Origin of the sequence: Bradyrhizobium manausense (assembly GCF_018129685.1) — a bacterium.
Classification (GTDB): domain Bacteria; phylum Pseudomonadota; class Alphaproteobacteria; order Rhizobiales; family Xanthobacteraceae; genus Bradyrhizobium; species Bradyrhizobium manausense_D.
In genome coordinates this window covers 1-14727 of sequence record NZ_JAFCLG010000026.1, presented here as the reverse complement: position 1 = coordinate 14727, position 14727 = coordinate 1, and the positions used below count along the sequence as shown (strand labels likewise).

The 14727-nt window shown below is 63.0% G+C and carries 15 protein-coding genes; 7 read left to right on the top strand and 8 right to left on the bottom strand.

Going from position 1 to position 14727, the window contains the following annotated elements:
• The first annotated feature begins 41 nt into the window (after nt 1-41).
• A complete protein-coding gene (gene pimD / locus JQ621_RS31965; RefSeq protein ID WP_212240932.1) occupies nt 42-1184 on the top strand; it encodes a pimeloyl-CoA dehydrogenase small subunit in 1143 nt (380 codons plus the stop codon).
• 143 nt (nt 1185-1327) lie between these two features.
• Nucleotides 1328-2101: an SDR family NAD(P)-dependent oxidoreductase gene (locus JQ621_RS31960; protein ID WP_212240931.1), complete on the top strand. Its 774-nt coding sequence runs from the start codon at nt 1328-1330 to the stop codon at nt 2099-2101.
• Between the two features lie 3 nt (nt 2102-2104).
• Here the strand turns inward: JQ621_RS31960 and JQ621_RS31955 are convergent, their stop codons facing one another.
• Both JQ621_RS31955 and JQ621_RS31950 read right to left on the bottom strand, forming a co-directional pair.
• Nucleotides 2105-2986, bottom strand: a complete 882-nt coding sequence (locus JQ621_RS31955) for a hypothetical protein (RefSeq protein ID WP_212240930.1) — start codon at nt 2984-2986, stop codon at nt 2105-2107.
• A 2-nt stretch (nt 2987-2988) separates the two neighbouring features.
• Nucleotides 2989-4347 carry an MBOAT family O-acyltransferase gene (locus JQ621_RS31950; RefSeq protein ID WP_212240929.1) on the bottom strand — a complete coding sequence of 453 codons (1359 nt, stop codon included), beginning with the start codon at nt 4345-4347 and terminating at the stop codon, nt 2989-2991.
• Nucleotides 4348-4532: 185 nt separating this feature from the next.
• On the opposite strand from JQ621_RS31950, the gene glpK reads away from it, so the two are divergent.
• Together glpK and JQ621_RS31940 are read left to right on the top strand one after the other, a co-directional pair.
• Complete coding sequence (gene glpK / locus JQ621_RS31945) at nt 4533-6038, top strand: glycerol kinase GlpK (RefSeq protein WP_212240928.1); 1506 nt, start codon at nt 4533-4535, stop codon at nt 6036-6038.
• Nucleotides 6039-6228: 190 nt separating this feature from the next.
• A complete protein-coding gene (locus tag JQ621_RS31940; RefSeq protein ID WP_212240926.1) occupies nt 6229-6822 on the top strand; it encodes a GNAT family N-acetyltransferase in 594 nt (197 codons plus the stop codon).
• A 27-nt stretch (nt 6823-6849) separates the two neighbouring features.
• On the opposite strand, the gene JQ621_RS31935 is transcribed toward JQ621_RS31940, so the two are convergent.
• Nucleotides 6850-7998, bottom strand: a complete 1149-nt coding sequence (locus JQ621_RS31935; protein WP_212240924.1) for a BBP7 family outer membrane beta-barrel protein — start codon at nt 7996-7998, stop codon at nt 6850-6852.
• A gap of 355 nt (nt 7999-8353) precedes the next feature.
• Here JQ621_RS31935 and JQ621_RS31930 point away from each other — a divergent pair, with 355 nt between their 5' ends.
• Complete coding sequence (locus JQ621_RS31930) at nt 8354-8878, top strand: hypothetical protein (RefSeq protein WP_212240922.1); 525 nt, start codon at nt 8354-8356, stop codon at nt 8876-8878.
• Nucleotides 8879-8978: 100 nt separating this feature from the next.
• Here the strand turns inward: JQ621_RS31930 and JQ621_RS31925 are convergent, their stop codons facing one another.
• The 4 genes from JQ621_RS31925 to JQ621_RS31910 all read right to left on the bottom strand — a co-directional run bounded on the left by JQ621_RS31925 (nt 8979) and on the right by JQ621_RS31910 (nt 12477).
• Nucleotides 8979-9848, bottom strand: coding sequence for a DUF3800 domain-containing protein (locus tag JQ621_RS31925; RefSeq protein WP_212240920.1), 870 nt, complete (start codon nt 9846-9848; stop codon nt 8979-8981).
• A 109-nt stretch (nt 9849-9957) separates the two neighbouring features.
• The gene (locus JQ621_RS31920) at nt 9958-10380 is read right to left on the bottom strand and encodes a DUF6636 domain-containing protein (RefSeq protein WP_212240919.1); all 423 of its coding nucleotides are present in this window, start codon (nt 10378-10380) and stop codon (nt 9958-9960) included.
• A gap of 119 nt (nt 10381-10499) precedes the next feature.
• Entirely contained in the window at nt 10500-11321 is an 822-nt protein-coding gene (locus JQ621_RS31915; RefSeq protein ID WP_212240918.1) for a hypothetical protein, read from the bottom strand.
• Nucleotides 11322-11529: 208 nt separating this feature from the next.
• Nucleotides 11530-12477, bottom strand: coding sequence for a threonine/serine dehydratase (locus JQ621_RS31910; protein ID WP_212240917.1), 948 nt, complete (start codon nt 12475-12477; stop codon nt 11530-11532).
• A gap of 61 nt (nt 12478-12538) precedes the next feature.
• Between JQ621_RS31910 and JQ621_RS31905 the strand changes: the two genes are divergently transcribed.
• The gene (locus JQ621_RS31905) at nt 12539-12841 is read left to right on the top strand and encodes an ArsR/SmtB family transcription factor (RefSeq protein ID WP_212240916.1); all 303 of its coding nucleotides are present in this window, start codon (nt 12539-12541) and stop codon (nt 12839-12841) included.
• Between the two features lie 106 nt (nt 12842-12947).
• Here the strand turns inward: JQ621_RS31905 and JQ621_RS31900 are convergent, their stop codons facing one another.
• Nucleotides 12948-13373, bottom strand: a complete 426-nt coding sequence (locus JQ621_RS31900) for a DUF6636 domain-containing protein (protein ID WP_212240915.1) — start codon at nt 13371-13373, stop codon at nt 12948-12950.
• 151 nt (nt 13374-13524) lie between these two features.
• On the opposite strand from JQ621_RS31900, the gene JQ621_RS31895 reads away from it, so the two are divergent.
• Entirely contained in the window at nt 13525-14154 is a 630-nt protein-coding gene (locus JQ621_RS31895) for a glutathione S-transferase family protein (protein ID WP_212240914.1), read from the top strand.
• The last annotated feature ends 573 nt before the right edge of the window (nt 14155-14727 follow it).

Here is a 14727-nt window from a genome sequence, read left to right as displayed (position 1 = left end):
GATGACGAAGCCAGATAATTTCGGGTACGAGGAACGATAAAATGGATTTTGACCTGACCGAGGAGCAGCGGCTCCTGAAGGACAGCATCGACGGCCTGCTGACCGATTGCTACGATTTCGACAGCCGCAAGAAGTACATGCAGGAAAAGGGCGGCTGGAGCAAAGCCGTCTGGGGCAAGCTCGCCGAACAGGGCCTGCTTGGTCTGCCCTTCAGCGAGGCCGATGGCGGCTTCGGCGGCGGCGGCGTCGAGACCATGATCGTGATGGAAGCGCTCGGCAAGGCGCTGGTGCTCGAGCCTTATCTGGCGACCGTCGTGATCGGCGGCGGCTTCCTCCGCCATGCCGGCACCGATGCGCAGAAGGCCGCGCATGTCCCGGGCATCGTCGACGGCAGCAAGACGCTGGCGTTTGCCCAGCTGGAGAAGAACTCGCGCTACGACCTGTTCGACGTCGCCACCACGGCGAAGAAGAAGGGCGACGCTTACGTGATCGACGGCGAGAAGTTCGTCGTGCTCAACGGCGAGAACGCCGACACCCTGATCGTCACCGCGCGCACCAAGGGCAACCGCCGCGACACCACCGGCATCGGCGTGTTCCTGGTTCCGGCCGACGCCAAGGGCGTTGCCAGGAAGTCCTATCCGACCCAGGATGGCCTCCACGCCGCGGATATCACCTTCACCGGTGTGGAGGTCGGCAGCGATGCCGCGATCGGCAATCCCGAGGACTCGCTCGCCCTGATCGAGCGCGTGGTCGACGAAGCCCGCATCGCGCTTTGCGCTGAAGCCGTGGGATTGATGGACGAGTCGCTCAAGACCACCGTCGAGTACATCAAGACGCGAAAACAGTTCGGCGTCGCGATCGGGTCGTTCCAGTCGCTCCAGCACCGCGCCTCCGACATGTTTGTCGCGGCCGAGCAGGCGCGCTCGATGTCGATGTTCGCGACCATGGCCGGTGATTTCGAGGACGCCAGGGAGCGCTCCAATGCCATCGCCGCGGCCAAGGTGCAGATCGGCAAGTCGCTGAAATTCGTCGGCCAGCAGTCGATCCAGCTCCATGGCGGCATCGGCATGACCATGGAGGCGAAGATCGGCCATTACTTCAAGCGTCTCACCATGATCGAGAACACCTTTGGCGACACCGACTACCACCAGCGCCGCGTCGCGGATGCGGGCGGGTTGATCTGATCCACGGGTGCTGTCATCCCCCGCGAAAGCGGGGGATCCAGTACGCCGTGGCCCATCGGCTTAATCACTGCGGTCTCTGGAATACTGGATCGCCCGCCTTCGCGGGCGATGACACCGAGCAAGTTGAATCAGCGGAGTCCCCCATGAAAAACACCCCGTTCGATCTCACCGGCAAGGTCGCGGTCGTCACCGGCTCCAGCCGCGGCATCGGCCGCGCCTCGGCCGAGCTGCTGGCAAGACTCGGCGCCAAGGTCGTGGTGTCCTCGCGCAAGGCCGACGCCTGCAAGGAGGTCGCCGACGGCATCAATGCCTCGGGCGGCGATGCCATCGTCATCCCCTGCAACATCGCGCGCAGGAACGAGGTCGAGGTGCTGATCGCGGGCGCCACCGGGCATTACGGCAAGATCGACATCCTGGTCTGCAACGCCGCGGTGAACCCGTATTACGGCCCGCTGCTCGACATCACGGACGAAGCCTTCGACAAGATCATGGGCTCGAACGTCAAGAGCAACATCTGGCTCTCGGCCCTCACAATCCCGCAGATGGCCGAACGCGGCAAGGGCTCCGTCGTCATCATCTCCTCGATCGGCGGCTTGCGCGGCTCGACCGTGATCGGCGCCTACGGCATTTCGAAGGCGGCCGATTTCGCGCTGTGCCGCTCGCTCGCCGGCGAATGGGGTCCGAAGGGCGTCCGCGTCAACTGCATCGCGCCGGGACTCGTGAAGACCGATTTCGCCCGTGCCCTGTGGGAAGACGAAGCCAACCTCAAGCGCCGCACCGCCACCACGCCGCTGCGCCGCATCGGCGAGCCCGACGAGATCGCCGGCGCCGTCGCCTATCTCGCCTCGGATGCCTCGAGCTTCATGACGGGCCAGACCATCGTCATCGACGGCGGCGTGACGACGGCGGCGGTGTAGCCGTTACTGGCCGCGCTCGGCCAGGGCGCTCTCGATGGCGCGCACGACCAGCAGGGCCGAGCGCTCGTCGAGATGGACGCCGTCGGCCCAGCGCAGCTCGCTGCGCGGCGGGTCGATCCGCAGCCAGCGTCCCTGATCCGGGAAGGCGGCGTGGACGATCGCCTTGCTCGTCGTGACATATCGCGAGTCCTCGATCTCGGGCGCGAACGGAATCTCGAGCAGGAAGGCGCGCGATCCCCGCCGCTCGATATCGTCGATGAGCGCTCCCATGCGCGCCACGTTCACGCGCGTCGCAGCCGTCGGGTCCTCCGCGTTCATCTGCCCCACGGCGCGGTCGAGATAGACCTTGTTGTTGAAATTGCTCGGCGGTTCGCCGAGCAGGCGATCCCGCCCGGCGCGAGCCTCGGCAGGATTGGGTGGCGTGTGATTCCACGTCTCGTAGGCGGCCACCGCCGTTCGCACCGGCCGCAGGAACAGCGGCTCGTTGCCCGCGCCACCTTTGAATTTGCCGATCAACGCCTCGTCGGCCAAGCGCGTCAGAACATTGGTCTCGATCAGGACGATCTTCGGCAGGCTTTTCTGCCTGGCGATGATGTCCAGGCTGGTCACCGGGGAGCCGCCGGCCAGAGCAAGATTGCGGACGCCGGAGCGCGAGAAATACTCTTCCTTGAGCCGCCAGGCGACCGAGCTGCCGACCAGCACGAGGTCGGGCGTGGGCTCGCTGACATAGCGGTTGAGCGTGACGAGGGTGCCGTCGCGGGTGGTGACGGTCGGTTGCTGAAGCGCGGCACCGAAATGCGCCGTGGCAAGGCCGCAGGCGAGCAGCAGCACGGCCGCGGCGCCCGCGCATTTGATCAGCCATGGAAACGTCGACGTCTGTTCCATCGTCAGAACTGAAAATAGATGAAGGCGGCCTCGGGGCCGGCCTCGAGAAAGCTCATCGCTGCGAGGGCGCCGTAGAGATACGGCTCCAGGCGCCGAAATCTGCGCTCGAGAAGCGCGCCGATGCCGAGGTGCTGGATCAGGACGGGCAGGGCGTAGAGCAGGGCCATGTTGCGGTACAGCTTGGTCGGGTTGGGATTGTCCGTCGGCGCGAACATGCCCGAGAGGTAGCCGAGCGCGTGATCGAAGTTCGGCAGCTTGAAGAAGATCCAGAGCATCGTCACGCAGAAGAACACCACGCCCATGCGGACGACGCGCACGACCGGGCCGGCTTGGCCCAGCCGTGCGAGGAAGGGGCGCTCGACCACGAGCAGCACGCCGTGCAGCATGCCCCACAGCGCGTAGCTCAGGCTCGCGCCGTGCCACAGCCCGCCGAGCGTCATCACGATCATCAGATTGAGGCAGGTGCGGATCGGTCCCTTCCTGTTGCCGCCGAGCGGGATGTAGAGATAGGTCCTGAGCCAGGTGGACAGCGAGATGTGCCAGCGCGTCCAGAACTCGGAGAACGAGACCGAGACATAGGGCAGGTTGAAATTGACGGGCAGGCGGTAGCCGAACAGCAGCGCGAGGCCGAGCGCGATCGCAGAGTAGCCGAAGAAATCGGCATAGATCTGGTAGCTGTACAGGAACACGAGCAGCCAGCGGTCGGGTGTCGCCACCGCCTCGTAGAGCGGATAGTCCATGTGGGACGTCATCTCGTTGAGATTGTTCGCGACATACAGCTTGAAGAAGTAGCCGGTCAGGATCCACTTCGCAGCCTGCAGGACCTCGACATCGGCGAGCCGCTTGGGCGCGATCTGCGGCATGAACTGGCCGGCACGGGTGATCGGCCCGGACACCAGCTGCGGAAAGAAGATGATGTAGAGGAACACGTCCCGCAGGCGCGGCGGCTGCTTCTCGCGCGTGAGGTCGACCAGCAGGCTGATATTGTGGAAGACGAAGAACGAGATTCCGATCGGCAGCGGCAGCCGCAGCAGCACGTCCAGCGGCGTGATGCCGGTCGGGTGCAGCGTGCTCAAGTCGATGAACAGCAGCTTGTATTTGAAGAACGCCAGCAGGCCGAGATTGAAGACGATGCCGGCAGGCATCCAGACGGCGCGGTTGTCGAACGCCAGCACCAGGCACAGATAGGTCCCGAGCACCGCAAGCAGCAGCAACGGCAGCAGGGCCGGCTGGCCCGATCCGTAGAACGTCAGGCTCGCCAGCACGAGCAGCTGGACCTGGAAGCGCTGCAGCGGCGGCAAATAATAGACGCCGACCACGACCGCAACGAAGATCCCGAACTGAAGGGAAGTAAATGTCATGCCGCCCCGAATTGCCCGATCCGGCATGTACCATTTTCGCTTCCGCCCTCCTAGTCTTGCGGCTCGGATTGGGGGCACTGCCACCCGCCGCCATGCAGTGCATCCCACCTTGACCTTGCCCTGCCAATCCCGTTTTCTCTGCCGCGACACAATGATCCTCCAGGGAAACGCCAAGGTAAGCTTCCATGTCTTTCGTCCTCGCCATCGACCAGGGCACCACCTCCTCGCGCGCGATCGTGTTTCGCAGCGATATTTCGATTGCGGCGCGCGCGCAGCAGGAGTTTCCGCAGCATTTTCCGGCCTCGGGCTGGGTCGAACACGAGCCGGAGGACATCTGGACCTCGACCGTGATGGTCTGCCGCGAGGCGATCGAGCAGGCCGGCATTACGGCCAAGGACATCGCCGCGATCGGCATCACCAACCAGCGCGAGACCACCGTGGTGTGGGATCGCGCTACGGGCCAGGCCGTGCACCGCGCCATCGTCTGGCAGGACCGCCGCACCGCGGATGTCTGCGCCAGGCTCAAGCACGAGGGCCGCGAGCCGCTGATCTCGCAGAAGACCGGCCTGATCATCGACCCCTATTTCTCCGGCACCAAGGTCGCCTGGATCCTCGACCACGTCCCGGGCGCGCGCGCCCGCGCGGCCCGCGGCGAGTTGATGTTCGGTACAGTCGATTGCTACCTGCTGTGGCGCCTCACCGGCGGCAAGGTGCACGCCACCGACGCCACCAACGCCTCGCGCACGCTGCTGTTCAACATCCACACCGGCCAGTGGGACGACGAGCTGCTGGAGATCATCGGCGTGCCGCGCTCGATGCTCCCGGAGGTGAAGGATTCCTCCGCCCGCTTCGGCGAGAGCACGCCGGACCTGTTCGGCGGCCCCATTGCGATCGCGGGCATCGCCGGCGACCAGCAGGCGGCGACCATCGGCCAGGCCTGCTTCCGCCCGGGCATGATGAAGTCGACCTACGGCACCGGCTGTTTCGCGCTGCTCAACACCGGCTCCACGCCCGTGGCGTCGAAGAACAAGCTGCTCACCACCATCGCCTATCAGCTCGCGGGAAAACGCACCTACGCGCTGGAAGGCTCGATCTTCGTCGCGGGCAGTGCCGTGCAATGGCTGCGCGACGGCCTCGGCATCATCAAGCACGCGGCCGAAACCGGACCTCTGGCCGATCAGTCGGACTCGATGCAGAGCGTCTATCTCGTGCCGGCTTTCGTCGGCATGGGCGCGCCCTACTGGAATCCGCGCGTGCGCGGCGCGCTGTTCGGCCTTACCCGCAACACGGGACCTGCCGAGCTTGCCCATGCCGCGCTGGAGAGCGTCTGCTACCAGACCTTCGATCTCTGGGCCGCGATGCGCGCGGACTGGCCGAGCTCGGAAGTGGCGAGCGTCGTGCTACGCGTCGACGGCGGCATGACCGCGTCGGACTGGACCATGCAGCGCCTCGCCGATCTCCTCGACGCGCCCGTCGATCGTCCCGTGATCCAGGAGACCACGGCGCTCGGCGCGGCCTATCTCGCCGGCCTTCAGGCCGGCGTCTATCCCGAGCCGACGAAATTCGCCGACAATTGGCGCCTCGAGCATCGCTTCAGGCCGAACATGAGCCAGGCCACGCGCGAGCGGAAGCTCGCCGGCTGGGCGCGTGCGGTGAAGGGCGTGCTGGCGAGCGACGAAGGCGAGGCGTAATACATCTCTCGCGTCGTCCCGGCGAAGGCCGGGACCCATACGCCGCAGCAAATGTTGTGAACGGGACTCGTCGTTCCGGCGCGCAAGACAAATGACATTCGTGGTTATGGGTCCCGGCCTTCGCCGGGACGACGATGGAGTGTGCAGTGCCTGCTCTGGAGTCTCTCGCGATGAAGTGGAGTCGGCAAGGATGATCCTCCCCGATGGCTATTCCGATGTGCCCAACGGAAAGATCGCCGCCGTCGTCACCCATCTGGAGATGACGACGCGTCCCGCGCGCCGCGACGATCCGCCGGGGAACTGGATCCTGCGCAAGTTCGACACGCCCGCTCTTCATTCGTACCGCGATCTCCTCCGCCGCGTCGGTGAGGAGTGGCTGTGGTGCTCGCGGCTGCGCCTGACCGACGCGGGGCTGGCCGCGATCATCCACGCGCCTGATGTCGAGGTCTATTCACTGGTGGTCGACGGTCGCGAGGAAGGCCTGTTGGAGCTGGACTTCCGCGAACCCGGCCAGTGCGAGCTGGTCTATTTCGGTGTCACTTCAAGCTTGATCGGTACCGGCGCCGCGCGCTTCCTCATGAACCGCGCGCTGGAGTGCGCATGGTCGGGTGGCGTGCGTCGCGTCTGGGTGCACACCTGCACCTTCGATCATCCCTCGGCCGTTGCGTTCTATCAGCGCTCCGGCTTCATCCCGTTCCGCCGCCAGATCGAGATCGCGGACGACCCGCGCCTCGACGGCACTTTGTCGAGAACAGCGGCAAAGCATGTGCCGATCATTGAATGACGGAGCGCAGGCGCCGCGACCGCATCCTCAATAATTATACCGCACGCCCAAACTAAATCCCTGCGCCAGCAGGTTCGTCGTGCTCATCACCGGCAACGGCCGGGTCGGGCCGGCGGGCGGTCCCGGCGGGATCAGGGTCGGATTGATGGTCGTGTCGATCAGCCCGCCGGCGCGCTGCACGCCGGTCCAATACAGCACATCATAGCCGACGGTCAGGCGCCAGGCGGGCGCGATCTGGTAGCCCGCCTTGAGCGACAGCTCCGGCACCACGGCGAATTTGGTCTGCGAGAAATGGCCGCTGTTGCCGGCGAGCGCGAGCAAGCCGCCCGGCACCGTCGTGCTGACGGCGCCGACCGTCGAGATCGTCGAGCCCGTCACGTCGGCGGTGTTGAAATTCGCGCCGAGTGCGACCTTGCCGCGCCATTCCAGCGACCACGGGCCATTGCGCCAGTCACCGGTGATGCCGAGGTCGATGCCGTGAAAATTGCTCGCCGCCTTGAGATTGTCCGATGGCGTGAACGTGCCGAAGGCGATGCTGTTGATCGTATCGGTGATCCACAGCGTATCGGACGAGCGCAGATAGCGATAGCCGATCAGCGCGCTGATGCGCTGTCCGCTCCACATCCCGAACTCCTGGCGATAGAGCGCGCCCGCGCCGAGAAGACGCGAGGTCTCGTTGGCGTTGACGCTGCCGGTGCCGACGCCGGGGAAGCCGGCGAGCAATGCGCTCTGGGCACCGGTCGTGGCATCCAGGAACGGACGCGTGAGGATCGGATGCGCGTTGGTGTCGGTGGCAAAACCGGTCCCGATGTTCTCGAGCCCGAAGAACGAGGCCTCGATGCCGCTTCTGCGCTGCGGATCGAACCAGTATCCGGCGGTGATGCGCCCGCCCGAACGCCAGTCCGTGTTGACGCTGGAATTGCCGAACAGCACGGTCGTCGTGGGCTGGCCGAGCGCGCCGGCGACGGCCAGCGGCGTGCCGACGGGAGCCGTGGTCACCAGCGCCGGCAGCTTGTCGCCGGTCACGGTCCAGGCGAGATACTCGGCCTCGGCCCAGAACGGATTGACATCGATGGCCTTCGGCAGTGCCTTGAGCGGCAGGTCGGCGGCCCCTGCGCCGCCTCCCAGCGCGAGTGCCGCACATGTCACGCCGACCGCTGCTGCCCGCCGATTCATCTGCGTTCCCCAAGGTTCCATGGAATGAACCATGCGATAATCTATTCGGCAAGGCGAAGTTGAGGCGAGGGGAGCACGAAAACGTTTGGCTGTTGTCGATGGGCACCGCCCACGACTCTGTCCCGGCTCGGGCCCCGCACTTACATCGACAGCGGCACAACGACATCGGACTGGACCACGGGCGTCTCGCCGATCTGTTCGACGCGCCGGTGTACTGGCGAGTGACGGTCGCCTGTTACAAGATGAACTGGTGGAAGAACCGGTAGAGGAGACTGCTAGCAGGCTGGTTTCCAGTAGGGTCCACGGCTACCTTCGATTCCATCCGAGCTAGAAAGAATTCTTCTGGGAGGCAATTTTGGACAATCCGTTTCAAGTTTATGGGCCGTATGAGGTTAACCGCGAGAGAGTATCGGACAGAAATTGGCAGAATGGCGAGTGGGACTATATCGATGATCTCGTAGGGGCCGATTTGTCGAGTGCGAAAGGAGCCTACGTGTTCTCGCTACGACATGGGGAAAAGTATACGCCTTTGTATGTTGGCATTACCAACAAGGGGTTTCGTCATGAGGTCTTCGGCGTTCATAATAGGGAGAAGGTCCACTACAACTGGAGGAAGGAGAAAGGACAAATCGTATTCCATCTGCTCGCAAAGCCAAAAAGCGTACGGCGGGGATTTTCGAAAAACATCCGGAGGGATTGGCTTCAAGCCCTAGAAGCACTTTTGATCTTCATGTGCCGGCGCAGCAACAAGAAACTGCTCAATAAAAAGCACATGAAATGGCTCGACGCAGTCGGCATCTTGGGAGTTACCCATACGGAGGTGCACAGAGGAAAGCCGCCTCGCGAGATTCAAACCTTCAAAAGGGTGCTTAGATGGTGAGTCCGAAAATGCAGACTATGCCCGTCTGTCAAAAGTCCGCTTTCCGGGAGGAAACGGAAGGTCGTAGTTAAGTTAGCCTGCTGTTCCGTTGTCGCGGTCACTAGAGCTTGTACCCTACTGAAAGGAGCCCCTGCCGCTGATCGCTCGATAGGGGTGCTCGAAAGTTTTCTGGCAATAGTTTGAACCCGTAGTCTTTAGGTGTGGCACTAGTGCGAGCAAATTTCTTGCTGAGGCGTTCAACATAGATCGGGTTCACATTGCCGAACCAAGATTGATCGAGAGAGCGAAAAATCGCGCTGGCTGCACAGTCGGCAATCTGTAAACCGATTTCGTCTTTGTCTTTGCGGCTGTTGATGTCGAGCGCGTTAACGACCGACCAATCAATTTGGCCCTTGTTGTTGAAGTATCCTCGATCGCGTCGCTCGGTTTTCAGTTTCAAAAGATAGGCGCCAGTTTGTGAGTATGAGATCTCCTTGCGTCGAGAGAAAACGATCTGGATCGAGCGAACCTCTCCGTACGCGCGATAAGTCCATCGCTTGCACTCCGCACTGGCGCGCTCGAGCAAATAGCGGAATAGATTATTGTAGAACCAATTATACCGACGCGGCCGAAGTCGTCCGCGAGAAAATTCGAGGTTGCTGGCCTCGCAGCGCAAATTTCTGTATCCGCGCATGTTTCGTTTGTTCGAAACTATGGCTATTAGCTCCAATCTGAGCTCCGCAATGGATTCGATCACTATGAGCTTTTGATCCTCAGTCAGGTCTCGGAAGTGAATCTTCTCCGAAGGAGAAATTCCGACCTTTGACTTTATCTTGGCAAAGGCTTGGATAAGCTCAGGATACTTGCTGGTTCGTACCAACACGCCAACCAAAACAAAGTACTCGGACGCACCGTCAGCATCGATTGGTCTCACTTTATCGAGACCTTCGTCGCCTGCTTCATCAATAAATAGATAAAATCCAGGGGTCATCAAAAGCTGGCCGCCACCAATTGTCTGGCAAGTTCGATCTTAAATGGCGGTAGCTTAGTCCGCGCAACCGACGCGGGCAATAGAGGCTAGTCTAGGTATTCTGCAACTCTCAAAACACCTTCCGCTCGGCCCGCGCCAGCGAGAACCCGTGCTGCATCGCGTTGAAGCAGGTCAATCCCGTCTGCTCCGAACGACATGTGAATCCCGCGCGTTGCCACACCTCGCCATAGGCGAGCACGGGCAGCGACGGGTCGATGATGGTGTCGCCGACGCAGATCTGGCCTGCGCTGCCTTTTGCGGTCATCGCGAAGGCGTGGCTCGAGTCGCGTTCGCAACCGGCGAGGCGCTGCTGCCGCGTCTCAATAAACGTGATGTCGCAGCGGAGCGTGGCCTCGCCGCTTTCGGCAAAGAACTGGCAGCCGATGTTCTTCGACGGCATCTGGAATCCGACCAGGCGATCCTGTGCGCGGGCGAGGCCTGCGATCGACGCAAGCAGGGTCGACAATGCAATGATTGCGCGCAGCCCGATCATGCCGCGTTCCCAAAACAAAGACGTGTATTGAAAAACGCCAGCTTCCGAGCGTCAAGCGGAAGCCGCTCCGCCTGGTCGGCATCGACGGACAAGACCCCAAGCGTTTCGCGCAAGCTCGACTACCCCTCAAGCTTTCCGATGGGATCTGCGTTGACCGAGCCTGTGAACGTCTCCATTCGCGAAGTCGTCGATTCGAGATATGGAAGAACGATATCCAGAACTGTCGTACAGAAATTAAGCTGATATTCGGAGGGCTTTGAAAATGAGATTTTCTGTTCATCAGCACGAATGAAGCTGACAGGATGCGAATGAACCCAATTCGATAGATAGGCTTGTTGGAAATCAAATCTATCGAGGTCCCAGCCCGCCTCACGAGCAGCGCCTCTCGCGCCGCCGATGAATACCTTTTGGCCGGTCACTAGTTCTTCGATTACTTCATCGGAAAACAAGAGCTGCTTAGCTAAAGTCTCAATTTTCTCTTTGAATTTAACTTTTTGGGTCTCATACGTCTGAAAAAATGGGAGCGCCCCTCGATCAGCCTCTGCGACCGAAGCAGTAAGAAATCGTTTGCGATTGAACAGCTCGTGCAGATAGAGAATCGTCCTTCTCAATTCCCACTCCTTCTGCTTTAGGCTGGGTTGAGCAATGTACATCGTCATTAGGGACGCATCAGTTATCGCTCTCCCCAATGTCGCGACGGAGAAGTGATCCAATAACCCGATGCCTTTTGGCGCGCTCCTGTACTTGTCCAAAATGAGCTTGATCGAGAGGCAGTGACTTATCAGCTTGCTATAAATGAACAGTGCTCGGTTCTGCCTACCCGTATGGTCAACTCCAATTCGGCTTTCGGATATCGAGACGGCGGCTTGGATGGCCTTATCGAAGCGATCTTGAGCGCTGCCTAGGGTGCTCGCTGCTGATGGTGTCTTGTTCTCAGTCATCGCGCCTCCAATCTGCGGATCAAACGCGCCCGGCGTAGGTGCGGAAAGTTTGGGCGCTCGCGTGGCTCAGCTTACTATGAATCCGCAAGAGTGTTCGGCGTCATCAAATCTGATTCCGCTTTTGGCCCCCGGCCGGACCTCACGAAATGTCCACGTCGGCGCCGCTACAGGGGGATAAGCCGACATCGCGGACCTATGAGTCCACGCCCTAGCCGTCGAACTTCACCGCCGTCGTGTTCGCCCCGCACACCAGCACCGCGACACGCTCGCCTGCCGCCGGACGATAGCGGCCGGAGAGCAGCGCCGCAAACGCCGCGGCGCCGCCGGGCTCGGCGACGAGGCGCAGGCGCGACCATAGCGCGGCCTGCGCCTGCCGGATCGCGTCGTCGCTGACGAGGACGACCCGCTCGACATGGGCGCGCGCGATCGGGAACATCAATTCGCCGACGCGCCGCGGCGCGAGGCTGTCGGCGGCGACGCCGCCGGCCGGCGCATCGACCGGCGCGCCTGCCGCGAATGCGGCGTGCAGGGTCGGAGATTGCTCCGGCTCGATCGCGATGATGCGTGTCCGGCCGGCCGTCCATGCCGCGATGCCGCCGATCAATCCGCCGCCGCCGACGGCGACCAGCAGCGTGTCGATATCGGGCGCATCCTGCTCCAGCTCGAGGCCGACGCTGCCCTGACCGAGCAGGGTTTCGGCCTGGTCATAGGCATGAACCGCAAGCGCGCCGGTCTGCGCCAGATGGGCCTCGCTGGCCGCAAGCGCATCGGCGTAGCGGCTGCCCGCGATCACGAGCTTGGCGCCGTAGCTCTTGATCCGCTCGGCCTTCGCCGGCGAGGTGATGTCAGGCACGAAGATGGTGGCGGGAATGCCGAGGCGTTGCGCGGCATAGGCCACCGCAGCGCCGTGATTGCCGCCGGACGCGGCGACGACGCCCGCCTGCGGCACATGCCGCAGCAGCAGATTGGCAAAGGCGCCGCGCGCCTTGAACGATCCGGAATGCTGCAGCAGCTCGAGCTTGAAGGTGACGGGCGCCGCCGGCAGGCCGAAATCGGCGAGATCGGCCTCGAACAGCGGCGTGCGTCTGATGTGCGGACGGATGACGGCCTCGGTCGCCGCGATCCCCTCACGGGTGATGTTGGGTGTCGCTGTCATGATGGTGAATGCTAGCGTATCAGGAAGTTGACATCAATTAGCCAATTAGCAAAATGGCTAAATGAAGTTCGCGATCGCCTTGCGTGCCTTGGCCAACGAGCGGCGCCTGCAGATCCTGGAATGGCTGCGGGATCCGCGACGGCATTTTCCGGAACAGGTTGACGGCGACCTGGTCAAGGACGGTGTCTGCGGCCTGCTGATCGCCGAAAAGCTCGGCGTCAGCGCGCCGACCGTGAGCGAGCATATGCGGGTGCTGACATCGGCCAAACTGGTGCGCGCCAGGCGCATCAAGCAGTGGACCATGTACAAGCGCGACGAAACGGCGATCGCCGCCCTCAAGCGGGCGATTCGAGATGGGCTTTGAGCCGTTTCCGGCTCGTCATTGCGAGGAGCACTTGCGACGAAGCAATCCAGGCTGTCCCCGCGGAGAGATTCTGGATTGCTTCGCTGCGCTCGCAATGACGGAATACTCAAAACACCTCCTGCCGCCCCCGCGCCAGCGAGAACCCGTGCTGCATGGCGTTGAAGCACGTCAGCCCGGTCTGTTCCGAGCGGCAGGTGAATCCCGCGCGCTGCCATATCTCGCCATAGGCGAGCACCGGAAGTGACGGATCCATGACGGTGTCGCCGGCGCAGATGCGCGCGGAGCCGCCGCTGGCGCCGCCCTTGGCGGTCATCGCGAAGGCGTGGCCATAGTCGAGCTCGCAGTCCGGCGGCCGACGCGGCGGCGTGTCGATTGTCAGTATGTCGCAGCGAAGCATGTCCTGGCCGTTCTCGGCGAAGACCTGGCAGGCGATGTTCTTCGATGGCATCTGGAAGCCGATCGGACCGTCCTGCGCCCGCGCGAGGTTTGCCGCGGCGAGCAGGACGAGCACGGTGATTGATCGCAATGACATGACAGGATTCCCGGCTGGTCGGCGGCCCATTGATTCCGCGTTGTTGCGCCGCGCGCAATGCTCTCCTTCCAAGAAAATTGTTGCGGACGCCGCGCAATGACGATGAACTCACCGGCCCTGCCTTGCCCAGCGATACGGAGGAGCGAGAACCATGTTCCTGATCGGCCAATATGATTCCCCCTTCGTCCGCCGCGTCGCGATTGCGCTGCGGCTCTACGGGATCGGCTTCGAGCACAGGCCGTGGTCGACGTTTGGCGATGCCGACAAGATCGCGCCGTACAATCCCTTGCGCCGCGTGCCGACCCTGGTGTGTGACGACGGCGAGGCGCTGATCGAGAGCACGATCATCCTCGACCATCTCGACGAGCTCGTCGGGCCCGAGAAGGCGATGCTGCCGGCAAGCGGCGCTGACCGGCGCAAGCAGTTGCGCATTTGCGCGCTGGCGTCGGGCCTCGGCGACAAGGCGGTGAGCCTGCTCTACGAGCGCGTGCTGCGGAAGGAGCAGCTCGCGCTGTGGGTCGATCGCTGCCGGGCGCAGATCGGCGACGTGCTCAAGGTGCTCGAGGCCGAGCGCGCCAAGGTGTCGGCGCCGTACTGGCTCGGGACGCGCATCGGCCATGCCGACATCGCGGTCGCCTGCGTCGTCCGCTTCACCCGCGAGGCGCATCCGGACCTGTTCGATGCCGCGCGCTACCCGGCGTTGTCGGCGCATGCCGAACGCTGCGAGGCCCTGGCTCCGTTCAAGGAGATCGTGCAGCCCCTGGCGCCGCCGAAGGGGTGAGCTCTTTTTATCCTCCCCTGGAGGGGTCCGGGACGAGCGTAGCTCGCCCGTGGGTCGATCGCGCGAAGCGCGAGCGGGGTGGGGTGATCTCTCAACACGGGGAGTGTTCGACGCGGAGAGACCGCCACCCCACCCCGTCTCACATTTCGCTGCGCTCAAAGTGAGCCGACCCTCCCTCATCCACAGCCACGCCGCTGAAGCATCGCCGAACCTAGCTTTTAGCCGCGCTCTCTCTTTTACCCTCCCCTGGAGGGGGAGGGTCGATCGCGCGAAGCGCGAGCGGGGTGGGGTGATCTCTCAACACGGGGAGTGTTCGACGCGGAGAGACCGTCACCCCACCCCGTCTCACATTTCGCTGCGCTCAAAGTGAGCCGACCCTCCCCCTCCAGGGGAGGGTAAAGGCGCCCGCTCATCCACAGCCACGCCGCTGAAGCATCGCCGAACCTAGCGTTTAGCCGCGCTCTCTCTTTTACCCTCCCCTGGAGGGGTCCGGGACGAGCGTAGCTCGCCCGTGGGTCGATCGCGCGAAGCGCGAGCGGGGTGGGGTGATCTCTCAACACGGGGAGTGTTCGA